The 20,748-nt window shown below is 71.9% G+C and carries 15 protein-coding genes, 1 pseudogene and 1 riboswitch; of the genes and pseudogenes, 4 read left to right on the top strand and 12 right to left on the bottom strand.

Features of this window, described 5'->3' with window-relative positions; all coding sequences use genetic code 11:
• Positions 1-195: 195 nt before the first annotated feature.
• From AB0P17_RS41920 to AB0P17_RS41905, 4 genes are all read right to left on the bottom strand, one after another.
• Positions 196-903, bottom strand: a complete 708-nt coding sequence (locus tag AB0P17_RS41920; protein WP_365820165.1) for a GntR family transcriptional regulator — start codon at positions 901-903, stop codon at positions 196-198.
• A 206-nt stretch (positions 904-1,109) separates the two neighbouring features.
• Positions 1,110-1,904, bottom strand: coding sequence for a M23 family metallopeptidase (locus tag AB0P17_RS41915; RefSeq protein WP_365820163.1), 795 nt, complete (start codon positions 1,902-1,904; stop codon positions 1,110-1,112).
• A 12-nt stretch (positions 1,905-1,916) separates the two neighbouring features.
• Positions 1,917-2,101: riboswitch (cyclic di-AMP (ydaO/yuaA leader) on the bottom strand.
• Between the two features lie 185 nt (positions 2,102-2,286).
• Positions 2,287-3,669: a pitrilysin family protein gene (locus AB0P17_RS41910; protein ID WP_365820167.1), complete on the bottom strand. Its 1,383-nt coding sequence runs from the start codon at positions 3,667-3,669 to the stop codon at positions 2,287-2,289.
• A 17-nt stretch (positions 3,670-3,686) separates the two neighbouring features.
• Positions 3,687-5,069, bottom strand: coding sequence for a pitrilysin family protein (locus tag AB0P17_RS41905; RefSeq protein ID WP_365820161.1), 1,383 nt, complete (start codon positions 5,067-5,069; stop codon positions 3,687-3,689).
• Positions 5,070-5,295: 226 nt separating this feature from the next.
• Between AB0P17_RS41905 and AB0P17_RS41900 the strand changes: the two genes are divergently transcribed.
• On the top strand, positions 5,296-7,746 hold the full coding sequence (locus AB0P17_RS41900; protein WP_365820159.1) for a DNA topoisomerase IV subunit A: 2,451 nt from the start codon (positions 5,296-5,298) through the stop codon (positions 7,744-7,746).
• Positions 7,747-7,757: 11 nt separating this feature from the next.
• Here AB0P17_RS41900 and AB0P17_RS41895 read toward each other — a convergent pair whose 3' ends face one another.
• Positions 7,758-8,906 (bottom strand): GTP-binding protein, encoded by a 1,149-nt coding sequence (locus tag AB0P17_RS41895; RefSeq protein ID WP_365820157.1) that lies wholly within the window; start codon positions 8,904-8,906, stop codon positions 7,758-7,760.
• Between the two features lie 186 nt (positions 8,907-9,092).
• Between AB0P17_RS41895 and AB0P17_RS41890 the strand changes: the two genes are divergently transcribed.
• Complete coding sequence (locus tag AB0P17_RS41890) at positions 9,093-10,841, top strand: sensor histidine kinase (RefSeq protein WP_365820155.1); 1,749 nt, start codon at positions 9,093-9,095, stop codon at positions 10,839-10,841.
• Positions 10,838-11,524, top strand: coding sequence for a response regulator (locus tag AB0P17_RS41885; protein WP_365820153.1), 687 nt, complete (start codon positions 10,838-10,840; stop codon positions 11,522-11,524). Before AB0P17_RS41890 ends, AB0P17_RS41885 begins: the two co-directional genes overlap by 4 nt.
• 62 nt (positions 11,525-11,586) lie before the next feature.
• On the opposite strand, the gene AB0P17_RS41880 is transcribed toward AB0P17_RS41885, so the two are convergent.
• The 6 genes and pseudogenes from AB0P17_RS41880 to AB0P17_RS41855 all read right to left on the bottom strand — a co-directional run bounded on the left by AB0P17_RS41880 (position 11,587) and on the right by AB0P17_RS41855 (position 18,666).
• Positions 11,587-13,185: a cation acetate symporter gene (locus tag AB0P17_RS41880; RefSeq protein ID WP_365820151.1), complete on the bottom strand. Its 1,599-nt coding sequence runs from the start codon at positions 13,183-13,185 to the stop codon at positions 11,587-11,589.
• Entirely contained in the window at positions 13,182-13,805 is a 624-nt protein-coding gene (locus AB0P17_RS41875) for a DUF485 domain-containing protein (protein WP_365820149.1), read from the bottom strand. Before AB0P17_RS41875 ends, AB0P17_RS41880 begins: the two co-directional genes overlap by 4 nt.
• A gap of 98 nt (positions 13,806-13,903) precedes the next feature.
• The gene (locus AB0P17_RS41870) at positions 13,904-14,575 is read right to left on the bottom strand and encodes a response regulator transcription factor (protein ID WP_365820147.1); all 672 of its coding nucleotides are present in this window, start codon (positions 14,573-14,575) and stop codon (positions 13,904-13,906) included.
• A pseudogene (locus AB0P17_RS41865) lies at positions 14,572-15,802 on the bottom strand (histidine kinase). The gene AB0P17_RS41870 and the pseudogene AB0P17_RS41865 overlap by 4 nt, the downstream one beginning before the upstream one ends.
• Positions 15,799-16,389 carry a DUF1453 domain-containing protein gene (locus AB0P17_RS41860; protein WP_365820145.1) on the bottom strand — a complete coding sequence of 197 codons (591 nt, stop codon included), beginning with the start codon at positions 16,387-16,389 and terminating at the stop codon, positions 15,799-15,801. Before AB0P17_RS41860 ends, AB0P17_RS41865 begins: the two are co-directional and overlap by 4 nt.
• A 153-nt stretch (positions 16,390-16,542) precedes the next feature.
• On the bottom strand, positions 16,543-18,666 hold the full coding sequence (locus tag AB0P17_RS41855; protein WP_365820143.1) for a DNA topoisomerase IV subunit B: 2,124 nt from the start codon (positions 18,664-18,666) through the stop codon (positions 16,543-16,545).
• A 459-nt stretch (positions 18,667-19,125) separates the two neighbouring features.
• Between AB0P17_RS41855 and AB0P17_RS41850 the strand changes: the two genes are divergently transcribed.
• Positions 19,126-19,356 (top strand): hypothetical protein, encoded by a 231-nt coding sequence (locus AB0P17_RS41850; protein ID WP_114662714.1) that lies wholly within the window; start codon positions 19,126-19,128, stop codon positions 19,354-19,356.
• Positions 19,357-19,610: 254 nt separating this feature from the next.
• Here the strand turns inward: AB0P17_RS41850 and AB0P17_RS41845 are convergent, their stop codons facing one another.
• A complete protein-coding gene (locus tag AB0P17_RS41845; protein WP_365820141.1) occupies positions 19,611-20,468 on the bottom strand; it encodes a serine protease in 858 nt (285 codons plus the stop codon).
• Positions 20,469-20,748 lie beyond the last annotated feature (280 nt).

Genomic DNA, 20,748 nt, shown 5'->3' with positions numbered 1-20,748 from the left:
TCTTCGGCTCCGCGGCTGCCGCTCCCGGCTACTACACTCCCCCCGGGCTCGCCGGGGCGCCCCCCCCCCCCCCCCCCCCACGGCTCCGTCTTTTCGTCCGTCTTTTGGTGCGGCGTCTTTTCGTGCGGGCGACTGTCTGCGGGCAGCAGAGAATAGGCCGCACCCATTTCTTTCTCTTTGTATACGGCGCGATTGTTAATGCCGTGCGCTTGCGATGTTTACGGCATGTTGCGAAGCCCTCACCTTTTCCCGCTCACGGCCTTGGTCGCGCCCCCGGTCGGGGCGGCGCAGCCGGTACACCACCACGGTGCGCTCCGTGTGCAGGGTGGTGAGCGCCCGCGCGCGCTCGCCGTCGCCGCGCGCCACCGCGTCCACGATCGCGCCGTGCTCCGCCCAGGACTCCACCGGGTGGCTGGGCTGCTCGACCACGTACATCCAGGCGATCTTGTGGCGCAGCTGGGTGAGCAGCGAGGTGAGCGCGGGGCTGCCGGACGCCTGGGCGAGCGTCTCGTGGAACCAGGCGCCCAGCGCGCGCAGATCCTCGCCCTGGCCCCTGCGAGCCCGCTCCTGGCCCAGCCTGACCAGGCCGCGGAGGACCTTGAGATGGGCCTCCGTGCGGCGCTGGGCGGCGCGCGCCGCTCCCAGCGGCTCCAGCAGCAGCCGTACCTCCAGCAGGTCCGCGGCCTCCTGCTCCGTGGGCTCGGCGACACACGCGCCGACATGGCGGCGCGTGGTCACGAAGCCTTCCGATTCCAGCGTGCGCAGCGCCTCGCGCACCGGGACGCGGGAGACGCCGTAGCGCCGCGCGAGCTGCTCCTCGGTGAGCCGGCTGCCCCGCTCGAACAGTCCGGAGACGATGTCGTCGCGAATGGCCGTGCATACCGAATGCGCCGGAATGCGCATGTCCGAACCTCCGCCTTAATCCGCGCGAAACACTGCCGATTGACGCCTGTTCCGTGACTCTATTGCAGTCAACGCGAATTTCCGATGGGTGCCCGGAATCCATGGATATCTTTTGGCCAGCGCGGAGGCGGAGAGCCGTACGCGGGAGGGACGGAGCGACGTGGGCGGACGGGCCCGGAGAGGTACGCGGGGGGAGCGGAAAGCGGTCAGACCCCGACGCCGTGCGCGCGCAGGTACGCGACCGGGTCCATGTCGGAGCCGTAGTCGGCGCTCGTCCTGGCCTCGAAGTGGAGGTGCGGCCCCGTGACGTTGCCGGTGGCGCCCGAGAGCCCGATCCGCTCGCCCGCGGCGACGCTCTGGCCGACGGAGACGCCGATCGAGGAGAGGTGGCCGTACTGGGTGTAGGTGCCGTCCGCCATCCTGAGGACGATGTTGTTGCCGTACGAGCCGCCCCAGCCGGCCTCGACGACGGTGCCCGCGCCGACCGCCACGACCGAGGTGCCGGACGCGGCACGGAAGTCGACGCCCGAGTGGCTGCCGGAGGACCAGAGGGAGCCGCCGGTGTGGTAGCCGGTGGTGACGTAGGAGCCGGCGACGGGGAGCTGGAAGGTGTTCAGCCGCTTGCGCTCCTCGGCGCGTGCGGCGCGCTCCCGCTCCTCGCGCAGTTCCTTCGCGCGGGCCTCCGCCTTGCGCTCCGCCTCGGCCTTGGCGGCGGCGCGCGCCGTGGCCTCGGCCTTCAGGCGCTCGGCCTTCTCGGCGGCGTGGCGCTGGGCCTCGGCCTGGTCGTCGACCGCGCCGGCGACGGCGTCGCCGATGGCGATGACCTGGGTCAGGCCGGTCTCCGAGACCGCTTCGGCACCGGTGCCGGCGGCGAGGGCCGGGGAGGCGAGGGACCCGATGACGCCGGTCGCGGTCAGCGTCGCGAACCCGGCGGCGCTCGCGCCCTTGCAGGTGATGCGGTGCGGGGCGCGGTGCTTCCCGGTGGCACGGGTGAACGCCATGGAGTGGCTGGTCCTTTCCTTCCCTCTCGCCTACCGGGTTAGCTGACGGGTTCGGAGCAGGAAGGTCTCCTACGGACCCCTCCGCGCGCGGTGTGCCCGCGAAGGCCGTCCGATTCACCCCAGGGACGTGGGTCCCCGGCTCCCCCGCCGCACCAGGTATGGCACAGCGTCTGACGGGGACTCGGCGATGGCTGCCCGGTGCCACGGATGTGGCGCAACGGCGAACAGCCGGACCGACGCTAAGCGGCCGGTCTTTCAATAACCAAACAGACAAGGTTTTTTGTAGCGCACACCACAGGGCAGACAGGCACCCTCCCCATCAAAGCGGACATAAAGCAGAACCCCGGCGGCCATGGCCGCCGGGGTTCCCTCGCAAGACGAATCAGCCTGTGACAACCGTCACTTCACCGATTCCCAGAGCCTCGACCGGCTCCTTGATCTGCGCCGCGTCGCCGACCAGAACGGTGACGAGCCGGTCCACCGGGAAGGCGTTGACGACGGCGGCCGTCGCCTCGACCGTGCCCGTCTCGGCCAGCCGGGCGTAGAGCTGCGCCTGGAAGTCGTCCGGAAGGTGCTGCTCGACCTGGTCGGCCAGCGTGCCGGCGACGGAGGCGGCCGTCTCGTACTTGAGCGGCGCGACGCCCACCAGGTTCTGCACGGCCACATCGCGTTCGGCGTCCGTGAGCCCCTCGGCGGCGAGGGTGCGCAGCACCGTCCAGAGGTCGTCGAGCGCCGGTCCCGTGGACGCGGTGTCCACGGAGCCGCTGATGGCGAGCATCGCGGCGCCCGTCGCCCCGTCCGGGGAGGACGGCGCCGAGGAGCGCAGCACCTGGCCGAAGGCGCGTACGCCGTAGGTGTAGCCCTTCTCCTCGCGCAGCACGCGGTCGAGCCGGGAGGTGAGCGTGCCGCCCAGGCAGTACGTGCCGAGCACCTGCGCGGGCCAGACGCGGTCGTGCCGGTCGGCGCCGATCCGGCCGATCAGGAGCTGCGTCTGGACGGCGCCGGGGCGGTCCACGATGACCACACGGCCAGTGTCGTCGGCGGTGATCGCCGGTACGGGCCGGGGCGCCGCGGTGTCGCCCGTCCAGGCGCCGAGGGTGTCCGCGAGGATCCCGTCCAGGTCGACGCCCGCGAGGTCGCCGACGACGACCGCGGTGGCCGTGGCGGGACGTACGTGCGCCTCGTAGAAGGCGCGGACGCCCGCGGCGTCGATGCGCGCCACGGTCTCCTCGGTGCCCTGGCGCGGCCGGGACATGCGCAGCGCGGCCGGGAACAGCTCCTTCGAGAGCTGCTTGGCGGCGCGCCGGCCCGGGTTGGCGGTCTCGTGCGGGATCTCGTCGAGCCGGTTCCGTACGAGCCGTTCGACCTCGCTGTCGGCGAAGGCAGGGGCGCGCAGCGCCTCGGCGAGCAGGCCGAGCGCCTTGAGCAGCCGGGAGACGGGGACCTCCAGGGAGACCCGCAGGCCCGGGTGGTCCGCGTGCGCGTCGAGGGTGGCGCCGCAGCGCTCCAGCTCGGCGGCGAACTCCTCGGCGCTGTGCTTGTCGGTGCCCTCGGAGAGCGCCCGCGCCATGATCGTGGCGATGCCGTCGAGCCCTTCGGGCTCGGCGTCCAGCGGGGCGTCGAGATTGATCTCGACGGCCACCACCTGCTGTCCCGGCCGGTCGCAGCGCAGCACCGTCAGGCCGTTGTCGAGCGTGACGCGCTCGGGGGCCGGGAAGGCCCAGGGCTTGGCCTCGCCCGCGGTCGGCCGCGGGTGGAACTCCATGGTCACGGCAGCGTCGGTCACTGGTCCGTCCCCTCGTGCTCGTCGGTCTCGGCGGCGTCGGCGTCGGCGTCGGCGTCGGCGTCCGCCACGTCGTCGGGAGTGACCGGCTCGTACACCAGCACCGCCCGGTTGTCGGGGCGCAGTCGCGCCGCGGCGACATCCCTGACCTCGTCCGCGGTGATGTCCAGGACGCGGTCGACGGCGCTCAGCGCGAGCTGGGGGTCGCCGAACAGGACGGCGAACCGGCACAGTTCGTCGGCGCGGCCCGCGACCGTGCCGAGCCGGTCCAGCCATTCGCGTTCGAGCTGGGCCTGGGCCCGCTCCATCTCCTCGGCGGTGGGGCCCTCGGCGGCGAACCGGGCCAGCTCCTCGTCGACGGCGGTCTCGATCTCCGGGACCTCGACGCCGCCGGACGTCTTCACGTCCAGCCAGCCGAGGGAAGGGGCGCCCGCCAGCCGCAGCAGTCCGAAGCCGGCGGCGACCGCCGTCTGGTCGCGCCGTACCAGCCGGTTGTGGAGGCGGGAGGACTCGCCGCCGCCGAGGACGGTGAGCGCCAGGTCGGCGGCGTCGCACGCGCGGGTGCCGTCGTGCGGCAGCCGGTAGGCGGCCATCAGCGCGCGGGCCGGGACCTCCTCCAGGACCTCCTCGCGCAGCTGCTCGCCGATGGTCTCGGGGAGGGTGCCGTCGCGCGGCGGCTGCTTGCCGTCGTGGGAGGGGATGGAGCCGAAGTACTTCTCGATCCAGGCGAGGGTGCGCTCCGGATCGATGTCGCCGACGACGGAGAGGACCGCGTTGTTCGGCGCGTAGTTCGTACGGAAGAACGCGCGGGCGTCCTCCAGGGTGGCCGCGTCCAGGTCGGCCATCGAGCCGATCGGCGTGTGGTGGTACGGGTGGCCCTCGGGGTAGGAGAGCGCGGTCAGTCGTTCGAAGGCCGTACCGTATGGCACATTGTCGTACCGCTGGCGGCGCTCGTTCTTGACGACGTCCCGCTGGTTCTCCATGGACTCCTCGTCGAGCGCGGCGAGCAAGGAGCCCATCCGGTCGGCTTCCAGCCAGAGCGCCAGTTCGAGCTGGTGGGCGGGCATGGTCTCGAAGTAGTTGGTGCGCTCGAAGCTGGTGGTGCCGTTGAGGGAACCGCCGGCCCCCTGCACCAGTTCGAAGTGGCCGTTCCCGGACACCTGCGCCGAGCCCTGGAACATCAGGTGCTCGAAAAGGTGGGCAAGGCCGGTACGGCCCTTGACTTCGTGGCGCGAGCCGACGTCGTACCAGAGGCAGACCGCGGCGACCGGGGTCAGGTGGTCCTCGGAGAGCACCACGCGGAGGCCGTTGGCCAGGCGGTGCTCAGTCGCTGTCAGGCCGCCGGAACCGGCCTGCGCTGTGGCCGTGTGACCCATGGGCATGTACGTCCCTTCGATCGCGATATGGAGAAGTCCTGCCACTGTATGCAAGCGTGCCGACACCTGGCGAAGTTCCCGTAACAGGTCCGGGATCTGGCACCCTTCCGACACGCGCCCCTTCCCGTCCCAACGACGGGTCGAGGTCGGCGTTGTCAGTGGCGCGGTCCACAATGGTCCGCGTCAGTTCCAGAAGTTGCCGTACAGAACTTGTGAAGGAGCCGCAGCCGCGATGGCCCGCCGCAGCACCAAGACCCCGCCGCCGGAGGACTTCGAGGAGAAGATCCTCGACATCGACGTGGTCGATGAAATGCAGGGCTCCTTCCTTGAGTACGCGTACTCGGTGATCTACTCCCGGGCCCTGCCGGACGCCCGGGACGGCCTGAAGCCGGTGCACCGCCGCATCGTGTACCAGATGAACGAGATGGGCCTGCGCCCCGACCGCGGTTACGTGAAGTGCGCCCGCGTCGTCGGTGAGGTGATGGGCAAGCTCCACCCGCACGGGGACGCTTCCATCTACGACGCCATGGTCCGCATGGCACAGCCGTTCTCGATGCGGCTGCCGCTGGTGGACGGCCACGGCAACTTCGGCTCCCTCGGGAACGACGACCCGCCGGCCGCCATGCGGTACACCGAGGCGCGGATGGCCGACGCGACGTCGCTCATGACCGAGTCGATCGACGAGGACACCGTCGATTTCGAGCCGAATTACGACGGCCAGGAGCGCGAACCGGTCACTCTCCCGGCCGCGTACCCCAACCTGCTGGTCAACGGGGCCACCGGCATCGCGGTCGGCATGGCGACGAACATGCCGCCGCACAACCTGGGCGAGGTCGTGGCGGCGGCCCGCCACCTCATCAAGCACCCGGGCGCCGACCTGGAGACGCTGATGCGTTTCGTGCCCGGTCCCGACCTGCCGACCGGCGGCCGGATCGTCGGGCTGACGGGCATCAAGGACGCGTACGAGAAGGGCCGGGGCACCTTCAAGATCCGGTCGACGGCGACGGTGGAGGACGTCACCCCCCGCCGCAAGGGCATCGTCGTCACGGAACTGCCCTTCACGGTCGGCCCCGAGAAGGTCATCGCGAAGATCAAGGACCTGGTCTCCGCGAAGAAGCTCCAGGGCATCGCCGACGTCAAGGACCTCACGGACCGCTCGCACGGCCTGCGCCTGGTCATCGAGATCAAGAACGGCTTCGTGCCGGAAGCGGTCCTGGAGCAGCTCTACAAGCTGACGCCGCTGGAGGAGTCCTTCGGCATCAACAATGTGGCGCTGGTGGACGGCCAGCCGCTGACGCTCGGCTTCAAGGAACTGCTGGAGGTCTATCTGGACCACCGGTTCTCCGTGGTGCGCCGGCGCAGCGAGTTCCGCAGGACGAAGCGGCGTGACCGGCTCCATCTGGTCGAGGGACTGCTCACCGCGCTCGTCGACATCGACGAGGTCATCCGGCTGATCAGGTCGAGCGACAACTCGGCGCAGGCCAAGGAGCGGCTGATCGAGCGCTTCTCGCTCAGCGAGATCCAGACGCAGTACATCCTGGACACGCCGCTGCGCCGGCTCACCCGGTTCGACCGGATCGAGCTGGAGGGCGAGCGCGACCGGCTCAACGGCGAGATCGACGAGCTGACGGGCATCCTGGAGTCGGACGCCGAGCTGCGCAAGCTGGTCTCCTCGGAACTGGCCGCGGTGGCGAAGAAGTTCGGCACCCCGCGCCGCACGGTGCTGCTGGAGTCGGGCGCCGCGTCGGTGGCCTCGGTGCCGCTGGAGGTCGCCGACGACCCGTGCCGCGTGCTGCTCTCCTCCACCGGGCTGCTGGCCCGTACGGCCAACGGCGAGCCGCTGGACGCGGGTGAGGGCCGGCGCGTCAAGCACGACGTGATCGTCTCGGCCGTGCCGGCGACGGCGCGCGGCGATGTCGGCGCGGTGACCTCGGCGGGACGGCTGCTGCGGCTCTCCGTGATCGACCTGCCCCGGCTCCCGGACACCGCCGCGACACCGAACCTGTCGGGCGGGGCGCCCGTCGCGGAGTTCCTGGCGCTGGAGGACGGCGAGGAGCTGGTCTGTCTGACGACGCTGGACGAGTCGTCCCCGGGGCTCGCGCTCGGCACGCTCCAGGGCGTCGTCAAGCGGGTCGTCCCGGACTACCCGTCCAACAAGGACGAGTTGGAGGTCATCTCCCTCAAGGAGGGCGACCGTGTCGTCGGCGGCGCCGAGCTGCGTACGGGCGAGGAGGACCTCGTCTTCATCACCTCCGACGCCCAGCTCCTGCGCTATCCGGCGGGGCAGGTACGGCCGCAGGGGCGGGCCGCGGGTGGCATGGCGGGCGTCAAGCTCGCCGACGACGCCGCGGTGATCTCGTTCACCGCGGTCGACCCGGCGGCGGACGCGGTGGTCTTCACGGTCACCGGATCGCACGGCACGCTGGACGACTCCGTGCGTACGGCGAAGCTCACGCCGTTCGACCAGTACCCGCGCAAGGGCAGGGCGACCGGCGGAGTGCGCTGTCACCGGTTCCTGAAGGGCGAGGACATGCTGGTCCTGGCCTGGGCGGGGGCGAGCCCGGCACGCGCGGCGCAGAAGAACGGCACACCGGTCGGGCTGCCGGAGCCCGACCCCCGCAGGGACGGCTCGGGCACGCCGTTCGCGGCACAGGTCGACGTACTGGCCGGACCCGCGCACTGACGGCGGGCGCTCTACCGGCCGCTCTCGGGGGCCGGGTCCTCGGACCCGGCCCCCGAAGGGTTCTCAGCCCCGGACGGGTCCGGTACGTAGCGCAGGACTCCCCACATGTCACGCTGCTCGACCGGGGCCCCGGCCGCCTCCGCCCCGGTCTCCTGGCACGCCGCCAGCTCCTTGAGCAGCGCGTCCCCGTCGATGCCCGAGCCGATCAGGACGAGCTGGGTGACGCGTTCCGTTCCCCGGGCCCAGGGCTCCGGGTGGAAGCGCAGGAAGCGGCCGACCGCGTGCACCGCGTACCGGTGGTCCGGATCGCCCGTGCCGAAGTCGACGTACCCCTTGATCCGGTAGAGCCCCGGGGGCCGGGAGTCCAGGAACGCCATCAGCCGGCGCGGGCGCATCGGGGCGGTCGCGGTGAAGGACACGCTCTCGTACGCCGTGTGGAGATGCCCCTCGTGGCCCGCGTCGTGGATCCCGTCGTCGCCCGTGTGGTCCCCGCCCCCGTGCGGGTCCTCGAACCGCAGGTCCTCGAAGGAGAGCTGGCGCGCCTTCTCCTCCTCGGCGGGCCGGACGGCCGGGTCGAAGAGCAGCTGCGGGTCGATCCTGCCGTACGACGCGGAGACCACCGGCGTCCCCGGGCCCAGCGTCCCCAGGACGTCGAGGATCCGCGCGTGGTCCGCCTCCGCCACCCGGTCGGTCTTGTTGAGGACCACCAGATCGGCGATCGCGAGATGGCGGTCGATCTCCGGATGGCGCCGGCGGGTCGCGTCGAACTCGGCGGCGTCCACCACCTCGACCAGCCCCCCGTACACCGTGTGCGGGTTGTCCCCGGCGAGGATCATCCGGACGAGTTCCTGCGGCTCGGCCAGTCCGCTCGCCTCGATGACGATCAGGTCGATCCGCGCGGCCGGGCGGGTCAGCCGCTCCAGATAGCCGTCGAGCTCGCTCGCGTCGACCGCGCAGCACAGACAGCCGTTGCCGAGCGAGACCGTCGAACCGACCTGTCCCGCGACCGTCATGGCGTCGATCTCGATGGCCCCGAAGTCGTTGACGACCACCGCGATCCGGTTGCCGGCCCGGCGCCGCAGCAGATGGTTGAGCAGGGTCGTCTTCCCCGACCCCAGAAAGCCCGCGAGAACGACCACCGGGATCTGCTTCCTGCTCACGCGTCGCGCCTCCGTGCTGCGTCGTCGGGTCCTGGAACCGGCCGCCGGGCAGATGATCATGACGCCCGGCGCCCGGACCAGGATAGGGGCGCCGCGGTGCGCGGTACGGGCGCCGCGGGCCACCCCTCGGGTGCCGAATCCGCCGAAATTTCGGAAAGCGCGCCGCGCCCTCTACCGTTCGTGTACATGAGCGCCCGACCGAGCACCGGGGGCAGACGACGGCGATTCGGCTGGCCACGCCGGGTCTTCTCCCAGGTGCTGCTGATGCAGCTCGCCATCGCCGCGGGCGTCACCGTGCTGGCCACCGGCCTCTTCCTGGCCCCGTTCAGCGCCGAGCTGGACGACCAGGCGATGCGCCGCGCGCTCGCCATCGCCGAGACCACCGCCTCCGTACCGGTCGCCGAGGACCTGGTGGCCACCCGCCCGACGGCCGGCGGACCGGTGCAGGCCGAGGCCGAGCGGATCAGACGGGCCACCGGCGCCGAGTATGTGGTGATCATGGACAAGCGCGGGGTGCGCTGGTCGCACACCGACCTCGACGAGATCGGCAAGGTCGTCTCCACCGATCCCAGCGACGCCCTCGCGGGCAAGGAGGTCATGGAGCTGGACAGCGGCACGCTCGGCCGTTCCGCCCGGGGCAAGGTGGCGCTGCGCGACCGGAGCGGCACCATCGTGGGCGCCGTCTCGGTCGGCATCGCGTACGACAGCGTCCGCGACCGGCTGCTCGCCGCGATCCCGGGGCTCCTCGCGTACGCGGGCGGCGCCCTGGCCGCCGGGGCGCTCGCCGCGTATCTGATCTCCCGGCGACTCCAGCGCCAGACCCACGACCTGGCCTTCTCCGATATCTCGGCCCTGCTCACCGAGCGCGAGGCCATGCTGCACAGCCTGCGCGAGGGCGTCGTCGCGCTGGACGGATCGGGCCGCATCCGGCTGATGAACGACGAGGCGCAGCGGCTGCTGGGGCTCGGCCCCGACGCGACGGGCCGACCGCTCGGCGAGGTGCTGGGCGACGGCCGTACCACCGAGGTGCTGACCGGCCGCGTACGGGGCGAGGACCTGCTCGCGGTACGGGGCAGCCGCGTCCTGGTCGCCAACCGGATGCCCACCGACGACGGGGGCGCCGTCGTCACCCTGCGCGACCGCACCGAGCTGGAGCGGCTCGGCCGGGAGCTGGACGCCACCCGCGGGCTGATCGACGCCCTGCGCGCCCAGGACCACGAGCACGCGAACCGGATGCACACGCTGCTCGGGCTGCTGGAGCTGGAGCTGCACGAGGAGGCGGTGGAGTTCGTCACCGAGGTGGTCGGCGTGCACCGGGCGACCGCCGAGCAGATCACCGAACGGATCCACGATCCGCTCCCCGCGGCCCTGCTGGTCGGGAAGGCGACGGTCGCCGCCGAGCGTGGCGTCTCGCTGCGGCTGGCGCCGGCCACGCTGCTGCCCGACCGGCTGGTGGACCCGCAGGGGCTGGTCACGATCGTGGGCAACCTGGTCGACAACGCGCTGGACGCCGCGGCGGGTTCCGCGGAGCCGCGCATCGGGGTGGAGCTGCGCGCCGAGGGCCGTACCGTCGTGGTGGTGGTCTCCGACAGCGGACCCGGCATCCCGGAGGACCGGCGCGACCTCGTCTTCACGGAGGGCTGGTCGACCAAGAAGCCGCCGGCCCACGGCAGGCGCGGACTCGGTCTCGCCCTGGTCCGCAGGCTCGCGGAGCGGCAGGGCGGCAGCGCCCGGGTGGGCGCGGCGGCGGACGGCGGCGCGGAGTTCACGGTCGTCCTCCCGGAGGCGCTGACCGAGACCGGAGAGCTGACCGAGGCCGGAGAGCTGACCGGGGCGGGCCCGGAGAGGCTCGTGGGGCCCGGTACGGCGCCCGAGGGACCCGATACGGCGGTGGACACGTCACAGAAGCAGGCCACCGCAGGGGAGAGACGATGAGCGGCGTACTGGATGTACTGGTCGTGGACGACGATGTCCGCGTCGCGCGCATCAACACGGCCTATGTGGCCAAGGTGGCCGGCTTCCGGGTCGTCGCCCAGGCCCACTCCGCCGCCGAGGCGCTGACCAAGATCTCGGAGCACTCCGTCGATCTGATCCTGCTCGATCACTACCTGCCGGACGAGAACGGGCTCGCGGTGGTCCGGGAGCTGCGGCGGCTCGGCCACCAGACCGACGTGATCATGGTGACGGCGGCGCGCGATGTCGCCACCGTCCAGGCGGCGATGCGTCACGGGGCGCTCCAGTATCTCGTCAAACCGTTCAATTTCGCCGGGCTGCGGGCCAAGCTGGAGGCGTACGCGACGCTCCGCCGCACCCTGGAGAGCGGCGGTGAGGCGGAGCAGTCGGAGGTGGACCGGATGTTCGGGGCGCTCTCCGCCGCGACCGCCCCGTCCCTCCCGAAGGGCCACTCCCCCACCACCGCCGAGCTGATCCGCCAGGTGCTGATGAAGGCCGAGGGGCCGCTCTCGGCGCAGGAGATCGCGGAGCACGCGGGGATGAGCCGGCAGACCGCCCAGCGCTATCTCAAGCTGCTGGAGCGGTCGGGCCGGGTCCGGCTGACGCTGCGGTACGGCGAGACGGGGCGCCCGGAGCACCGCTACGCGTGGGCGGCGAGCGTCTGACGCCGGCCGCGGTGCAGGACCCGGTCACGTACAGCCGCCGGGAGTACCGGACTCGGGGCCGGTCAGACCGCGCCCGCGCCGGTCAGGGACCTGACCTCGGTCTCCGCGTGCCGGGCCGGGTCCGACGGCTCGGTGGAGGTGACGGTGCCGATCCACCCGGCGAGGAAGCCCAGCGGAATCGAGACCAGCCCGGGGTTCTCCAGCGGGAACACCTGGAAGTCGACCCCCGGGAAGATAGCCCCGGGGCTCCCCGACACCACCGGCGAGAGCGTCACCAGCAGGAGCGCCGGAATCAGCCCGCCGTAGACGGACCAGACCGCGCCGCGCGTGGTGAAGTTCCGCCAGAACAGCGAGTAGAGCAGCACCGGCAGATTGGCGGAGGCGGCGACCGCGAAGGCGAGCCCCACCAGGAAGGCGACGTTCAGCTCCCGCGCGAGCAGGCTGAGCGCGATGGCCACGGCCCCGGTGCCGGCCGCCGCGCCCCGGGCCACCGCGACCTCGCCGCGTGGTGTCGCACCGCGGCGCCGGCGCCGCAGGGAGGCGTACAGGTCATGGGCGACGGAGGCCGAGGAGGCGAGCGTGATGCCCGCGACGACGGCGAGGATGGTGGCGAAGGCGACGGCGGCGACCACGGCGAACAGGACCGTACCGCCCGTCGAACCGGCGCCGCCGCCGAGTTCGAGCGCCAGCAGCGGCACCGCGGTGTTCCCCGCGGCGCCGGAGGCGCGGACCGCGTCCGAGCCGACGAGGGCCGACGCGCCGAGGCCGAGCACGATCGTCATCAGGTAGAAGCAGCCGATGAGGCCGATCGACCAGACGACCGAGCGGCGGGCGGCCCGCGCGGTCGGCACGGTGTAGAAGCGCGACAGGATGTGCGGCAGCCCCGCCGTGCCGAGGACCAGGGCGAGCCCCAGGCTGATGAAGTCGAGGCGCGCGGTCCAGTCGCCGCCGTACTTCAGCCCGGGAACGAGGAAGTCGCCGCCGTGGCCGCTGTGGGCGGCGGCCGTGGTCAGCAGGGCGTTGACGTCCCCATGGAAGCGGACCAGGACCAGGGCGGTCAGCGCGCCGGCACCGGCCATGAGCAGGACCGCCTTGACGATCTGGATCCAGGTCGTGGCGCGCATCCCGCCGAGCGTGACGTAGACGACCATCAGCGCGCCCACACCGACCACTGTCCCGGTCCGCACGGCGCCGCCCGTACCGCCGAGGAGCAGCGCGACCAGGCTCCCCGCGCCGACCATCTGCGCCACGAGGTAGAGCACGGAGACGGTGACGGAGGAGGTGCCCGCGGCGATCCGGACGGGCCGTTCGGCCATCCTGGACGCGACGACGTCGGCGAGGGTGAACCGGCCGCAGTTACGGACGAGTTCGGCGACGAGGAAGAGCACGACCAGCCAGGCGACGAGGAAGCCGACCGAGTAGAGCATGCCGTCGTAGCCGAAGAGGGCGATCAGCCCCGAGATACCGAGGAAGGAGGCGGCCGACATGTAGTCGCCGGCTATCGCGAACCCGTTCTCCATGGGCGAGAAGAGCCGCCCGCCCGCGTAGAACTCCTCGGCGGTGCCGTGGCGGTGGCGGCTCACCCAGGTGGTGATCCCGAGGGTGACCGCGACGAACGCGCTGAACAGCAGCAGGGCCAGGGTCTGGTGGTCACCGCTCATCGCCCGTCCCTCCCGCTCGCTCCGGGTGCCCCGGGTGCCCCACTCGTCCCGGCCGTCCCGGGTGCCCCGCTCGCCCAGGCCGCCCCGCTCGTCCCCGTCGGCTCCGCGGGCCCGGTCTTCCCGGCGCGCTCCCGGTCGAAGACCGCCCAGCGCAGTTCGAGCGCCGCGCGGTCCCGGTGCAGCCGGGCGTGGCGGGTGTACGCCCAGGTGAGGAGGAAGGTGGAGAGGAACTGCCCGAGGCCCGCGGCCATCGCCACGTTCACCGCGCCCACCACCGGCCGGGCCATCAGCTCCGGCGCCGCGGTCGCCGCGACGACATACACGACGTACCAGACGAAGAAGGCGAGCGTGGCCGGGACGACGAACCTCCGGTACCGGCCGCGTACTTCCCGGAAGGCCGCGCTGCGCTGCACCTCCCGGTAGATGTCGCCGGCGGGCCGGCCCTCCGCGACCGCGCCTCCGGGCCCCGGGCGGGCCCCGGCCGCGGAGCCGGGAGGCGCGCTCCCGGCCGCCGGGTCCGTCCCCGTACCGTCCGGGTCGCCCCAGTCCGAGGCCAGCGCGTCGTACCACGGGTCGTCGAGCCGCACCGCTGCGGCGTCGCGCCCTTCCTGCTTCTCCACCGGTCAACTCTCCTTGTCAGCGAACCGTTTCGGCGCGCGTAGCAAGGATGGTCGGAGCACGGCGACCGGCCGCCGGACTCTCCGCCGATTTCACCCCATCAGGTGATGGTTGTCCCGGGTGGCGGGATGAGTCCGCGTTGATAGGCGTATCGCACGGCCTGGGCACGGTCGCGTACCCCGGTCTTGGCGAAGAGGTTGTTGATGTGGGTCTTCACCGTGGCCGAGCCGATGTGCAGCCGCCCGGCGATCTCCTTGTTGGACAGGCCCTCGGCGACCAGCGTGAGCACCTCGGCCTCCCGTGCCGTCAGCCCGTCGGGCAACTCGGCGGGGGACGGTGCCACGGCGGGCGGGGCCGTGACGTGCTCCAGCAGCCTGCGCTGCACGGCGGGGGCGAGACCCGCCTGCCCGGCCAGCACGTCGTCGACGGCCCGGACGATCTCCTCGCCCTGCGCGTCCTTGGTGAGATAGCCGCGGGCACCGGCCTGGAGTGCGGCGAACAGCGAGTCGTCGGCGGCGTACGTCGTGAGGACGACGACCTGGGTTCCCGGGTGCTCGGTACGGATCCGGCGGGTGGCCTCCACCCCGTCGCAGTGCGGCATCCGCAGATCCATCAGGACCACGTCGGGGGCGAGTTCGGCGACCAGGGCCACGGCCTCCTCGCCGTCCCGCGCCGCGCCGACGACCTCGATGCCGGGCAGCAGCCCCAGCAGCATGACGATGCCCTCGCGCACCACGGACTGGTCGTCGGCCACGATCACCCGGGCCGTCATGCGGGCACTCGCAGACGCACGCTGAAGCCTCTCTTCTCGGAGCCGCCGGACGTCCCAAGGCCTTCCTTCCGGGGGCCTTCCTTCCCGGGACCCTCATGGCCGGTCTCCAGTGTGCCGCCGAGCAGTTCGGCACGCTCCCGCATCCCCAGCAGACCGTATCCGGAGCCGGACGCCCGCAGGCCGCCCGGGTCCGCCTCCCGGCCCCGGCCACCGTAGTTCCGTACGTCCAGGGTCACGTCGTCCGTGCCGTACGTCAGCAGGATCCGTACCCGTGCGCCGGGCGCGTGCTTGCGTACGTTGGTCAGCGCCTCCTGGGCGACGCGGCGCACCGTCTGGGACGCCTCGACGCGCAGCGCTCTCGGCTCCCCCGCCACCTCGACCTCGGCGCCGTCCAGCGCGGCCAGCTCGCGGAGGTACTCCCCGAGGGGCGCCATCTCGCCGCGGAGCGCGGAGAGCGCCTGCCGGGTCTCGGCCAGTCCTTCGCGGGCCATGGAGCGCGCGGCGACGACCCGTTCCAGGATCTGGTCGCGGAACGGGCCCGGCGGTTCCTGTTCGATCCGCAGTCGCGCCGCCTCCAGGTGCACGAGCTGCGCGGAGAGGCTGTGCGCCAGGACGTCGTGGATGTCCCGGGCGATCCTGGCCCGCTCCGCGAGGGCGGCGGACTCGGCCTCCGCGGCGCGGGCGGCCCGCTCCTGCGCGAGCAGCCGCTGCGCGGTGCCGCGGGCCTCCGCGTCGAGCCGCAGGGCGTAGCCGCCGAGCAGCAGACCACCGGTGGTGAGGGTGAGATTCAGCCATGTCTCGTGGTGGAGGGCCGTATAGCCGCCGAGCGCGGCGAGCGTGACGGGCAGGGCGGCGGCGAGCGGCAGCCGTTCCATGCCGGTGATGGCACAGGCGCACCAGAACACGGTGGACGCGATGGCGAACCCGGAGACCTGCGCCGCGAGGGCCCCGCCCATCAGCACCACCAGCAGGCCGAGGGAGGGCCAGAGGTCGTGGCGCAGCGTGGTGCGGTAGAAGGCCCAGCCGCAGAAGCCCACGACCCCGAGCGCGGCGACGGCGCCGACCGCCGCCCAGCCGGCAGACATGGCGCTGGCTGAAAGTGGACCACACGAGCCCGGCCAGCAGCACGGCGCGTACGGAACGGGCCAGCCACCGGCGGGCATCGGTCAGGCCCTCACGGGAGAGCGCCTCCCGCGAGGGCCATTTCGTCCAGGCGTCGGTCGTCACACACGGTCCTTCCACGGCGCGGAGGCCATGCCGCCACCGTACGGCGCTCCCCCGCCGGCCGACGTGCCGTCACCCCGGGGACCGCCGTCCCCGGCCGCCCCGGCGGCGGTACGGACCCGCCAGGTCAGGGTCGCCTGGCGGACCAGCACGGACGAGGCGAGCGCGAGCATCAGCGCGCCGCTGCCCTGGTGGACCCCCAGCAGGGCGCCGACGCCCATCAGCCCGAGGCGCCCGGCGATACCGGCGACCCAGACGGCGAGGGTGGCCCGGGTGCCCTTCGACCGGACCGTGCCGTCCGGCTCGGTCCAGAGGCGGCTGGTCCAGGCCCAGCCGGCCCCCATCACCACGCCCACCACCAGCTCGACGCCGAGCAGCGCCAGGGACAGCGGCCGCTCGTGCGCGCCGAGCAGCCCGGGCCGGCGCAGGGCGAGGAGGACCAGAACGGCCGGCAGCACATACGGGCGGCGCCCGCCCGCGGTCACCCGCTGGGCCCTGAACTGGCGCGCCACCACCAGGACGACCACGGCGGCGATCAGGAGCGCATCGACCAGCGACGACAACGACGACATGGACGACAGGGACGGCATCGGGGGCCTCCGGGAGCGAGGAAGTTCAACGCCCTCGACGTTACGGAGAAAGCCCAGGTCACAGCATCGGCTCGGGGGTTGATCACGGGTGGAGGTACGGCCTCCACCCGTGGGTGGAGGCCGTGTCCCGGGCGGTGCCCCGAGCGGCGCCGGTCAGGCGTCGATGCGCGAGCGGTCCAGGGTCGCGGCGGAGCTGGTGATGAACTCCTTGCGGGGCGCGACCTCGTTGCCCATCAGCAGGTCGAAGATCTGCTCGGACGACTCCAGGTCGCCGATGTTGATCCGCCGCAGGGTGCGGTGGCGCGGGTCCATCGTGGTCTCCGCGAGCTGGTCGGCGTCCATCTCACCGAGGCCCTTGTAGCGCTGGATGGAGTCCTTGAACCGGATGTTCTTCCGCTGGTACTCCAGCAGGGTCTGGCGCAGCTCGTTGTCCGAGTACGTGTACACGTACTTGTCCTGGCCCTTCTTGGGCTGGACCAGCTCGATCCGGTGCAGCGGCGGTACGGCGGCGTAGACGCGGCCCGCCTCCACCATCGGCCGCATGTACCGCTGGAAGAGCGTGAGCAGCAGGATGCGGATATGGGCGCCGTCGACGTCGGCGTCGACGAGGAGCACGATCTTGCCGTAGCGGGCGGCGTCGATGTCGAAGGTCCGGCCCGAGCCCGCCCCTATGACCTGGATGATCGCTCCGCACTCGGCGTTCTTGAGCATGTCCGTGACGGACGCCTTCTGGACGTTGAGGATCTTGCCGCGGATCGGGAGCAGCGCCTGGAACTCGCTGTTCCTGGCCAGCTTCGCCGTGCCGAGCGCGGAGTCCCCCTCCACGATGAACAGCTCGCTGCGGTCCACGTCGTCGCTGCGGCAGTCGGCGAGCTTGGCCGGCAGCGAGGAGGACTCCAGCGCCGTCTTCCTGCGCTGCGCGTCCTTGTGCTGGCGGGCCGCGATCCGGGTGCGGGCGGCCGCGACCGCCTTCTCCAGGACGGCGCGGGCCTGTGCCTTCGCGTCACGCTTCGTCGACGTCAGGAACTCCTTGAGCTCCTTGGCGATGACATTGGCGACGATCCGGTTGGCCGCGGAGGTGCCGAGGACCTCCTTGGTCTGCCCCTCGAACTGCGGCTCCGCGAGCCGCACGGTGACCACGGCGGTCAGCCCTTCCAGGGCGTCGTCCTTGACGACGTCGTCCTCGGCGACGCGCAGCATCTTGGCCGAGCGCAGCACCTCGTTGACCGTCCTGGTCAGGGAACGTTCGAATCCGCTCACATGGGTGCCGCCCTTGGGGGTGGCGATGATGTTGACGAACGACCTGACCGTCGTGTCGTACCCGGTGCCCCAGCGCAGCGCGACATCGACGCCCAGTTCGCGGGTGACCTCGGTGGGCGTCATGTGGCCCCGATCGTCGAGGACCGGCACGGTCTCCTTGAAGGTGCCCTGGCCGGTGAGGCGCAGTACGTCGCAGACGGCCTTGTCCTGCGCCAGGTACTCGCAGAACTCGCTGATGCCGCCGTCGAAGCGGAAGGTCTCCTCGACCGGAGCGCCCTCGTTCTCGGCGAGTCCCCGCTCGTCCCGGACGACGATGGTCAGCCCGGGGACCAGGAAGGCGGTCTGGCGGGCGCGCTGGTGCAGTGTCTCCAGGGAGAGCTTGGCGTCCTTGAGGAAGATCTGCCGGTCGGCCCAGTAGCGCACGCGGGTGCCGGTACGGGTCTTGGGCACCCGCTTCGCCTTGCGCAGCCCGTTCGCGGGGTCGAAGGGGCTGTCGGGGTCCTGCTCGGTGAAGATTCCGGGGACACCGCGCCGGAAGCTGATCGCGTGGGTGGAGCTGTTGCGGTCCACCTCGACGTCGAGGCGGGCGGAGAGCGCGTTGACGACGGAGGCGCCCACACCGTGCAGACCGCCCGACGCGGCGTACGAGCCGCCGCCGAACTTGCCGCCCGCGTGCAGCTTGGTCATCACGACCTCGACGCCGGAGAGCCCCGTCTTGGGCTCGACGTCGACGGGGATGCCCCGGCCGTTGTCCTTGACCTCGACCGAGCCGTCCTCGTGGAGGATCACGTCAATGTGGTCGCAGTATCCGCCAAGGGCCTCGTCGACGGAGTTGTCGATGATTTCCCAGAGGCAGTGCATGAGGCCGCGGCTGTCGGTCGACCCGATGTACATTCCGGGGCGCTTGCGGACCGCTTCGAGTCCTTCAAGGACGAGCAGGTGCCGCGCGGTGTAGTTGGAACCGTCACGGTCTGCTGTCAGCAGCGCTGTGGACGGCACGGACGTATCGGCGGTCACGCGGGTTCGCTCCTCGCTGAATTTGAGATGTGGCCCCGTGGGGTAAAGGCCCGGCGTCTGTCACCGGTCAGAGGGTACAGAGCCCTGGTAGAGCCGTTGTCACGCCACCCTCGCGAATTTCTCATGCTAGTCCAAGGTCGCATGCGTGTTCGATCCCTCGTGGGAGTGAAGCACACATCACGTTCCCTTCCAGGCATGAACCATTTAGGCTCCGGGCACGTCCTCATCAACAACCGGCAAGCCGGCCGGGGCAGGACACACACCCTGACCACCATCTGCAAGCAACGCGAAACCCGTAGTGCGAAGCCCAGCGATGCAATACGGCCCATTCGCCGCCAACCGCCAGCATCCAGCCACGACGGAAGAATTTTTCGAGGAAAAGCCGCGAGCGGGAACGTTTTCGGCCTGGTTGGATGTTGACCCTGGTACGACAGCTCGTCGAGCTAGAGAAGAGGCGACGTGACTACTGTTCTGACCCCCGCGAGCCCCCTGACGGCGGCTGACCGCTGCGACCGGTGCGGCGCCCAGGCCTATCTGCGCGTCCTCCTGTCGAGCGGTGGTGAACTGCTCTTCTGCGCCCACCACGGACGCAAGTTCGAGCCGGAACTCAAGAAGATCGCCGCGGAAATACAGGATGAGACCGACCGACTGACGGCCGTACCGGCCGGCGGTGGTGAAGAGGAACGCTGACACCTCGCATCCACACGACGAGCCAAGGGCCGGACAGCTGACCGGCCGATGGGCGGCCACCCCGCGCCAGCGCGGGGTGGCCGCCCGTTCTCATGCCTCCACCCGGGCGCCCAAGACCCTCGCCGCCCGGCCCCGGCGCAGGGGCGCGGGCGTCCGGAAGGCGGACCGTAACGCCGGCCGCCGACCCGCTTTCCGTCCCGTTCCGGCCCCCTTCCACCGGTCCCCGTCCGCCCGCCTTCCGCCAGCCTGCTCCTTCAGCCGGCTCCTCGGGTCGCGAGGGCGTCGGCGACCGGGCCCACGGCTGTGCTGACCCGCGTATAGACCCCGGGACTCCCCGCCCGTCCGCAGCCGCTCCCCCAGGAGACGAGCCCGATGAGCCGCCCCTGCGCCACCAGCGGCCCGCCGCTGTCGCCCTGGCACGCGTCGTGCCCTCCCGCGGGGTCACCCGCGCAGAGCATCGTAGTGGGCTCGTAACGGCCCCCAGGGCTCCCTGAGCCGCCCGGATAGGCCCGCCCGCACTCCCGGTCCGCGAGGACCCTCACGGGCGCCGAGCGCAGCGCGCTGGCGTACGCGCCGCCGCCCGTCGTATCGCCCCAGCCGAAGACCGCGGCGGCGGTACCCGGCGCGGTCGCCGGATCCCCCGGCTCCGCCGGCCGGATCGCGTAGGCCGCGGGCAGAGCCCGCGAGAGGGTCAGCACCGCGAGGTCCGCCGCGTTCGCCCCCGCGTCGTACGCCGGGTCGACCAGGACGGAGCGTACGGGCACCTCCTGGCCGCCCGTGCCGCGCAGCCCCGCGCGCCCGGCGATCACCCGCAGGTCCCGTACGGAGTCCGGGGAGGCGCCGAGGACGTCCCGGCCCATGCAATGGGCGGCGGTCAGCACTTTCGTCGGGGCGACCACCACGCCCCCGCAGAACTGGCCCGCCCGCGTACCCCCGAACCGGTCACGGCTGGAGAGAGCGACGACCCAGGGATTGTCCTCGGCCCGGACCTGCTGCCCTCCGATGATCACGCTGCCGACGGTGGCGGAGGCGGGCGCGCCGAGCGTCGCGAGGGCCCCCGCGGCGACCACGGCCAGACCTCCGCTCAGCACGCGGGCAAGGAAACGACGCATACAGGCTCCTGACTCTCCGGTGAACAAGGATCTACCCAGAGTCAGTCACCCGGACGGGTCCCGCACCCCCGCGCACAGAATGAAGACCCGGATGCACGGTGGCATCCGGGTCTTCATTCGTGCTTCGCGCGCCCTCTGGCGCGTCACGCCAGGGTCCGGGTAGGCGCCCTGCGGCGAAGGTCGGGCTAGGGCGTGTTTCGAAAGTCCCGCCTGGCTCGCGACGCCTGGCACGCACGCTCGCTGCGTTGTCGGAGTCGTCCACGTACGGCCAGGCCATCGA

Origin of the sequence: Streptomyces sp. NPDC088124 (genome assembly GCF_040685895.1) — a bacterium.
In the GTDB taxonomy this organism is placed as follows: domain Bacteria; phylum Actinomycetota; class Actinomycetes; order Streptomycetales; family Streptomycetaceae; genus Streptomyces.
The sequence above is the reverse complement of the archived record's forward strand: the minus strand, read 5'-3'. Positions and strand labels throughout refer to the sequence as shown.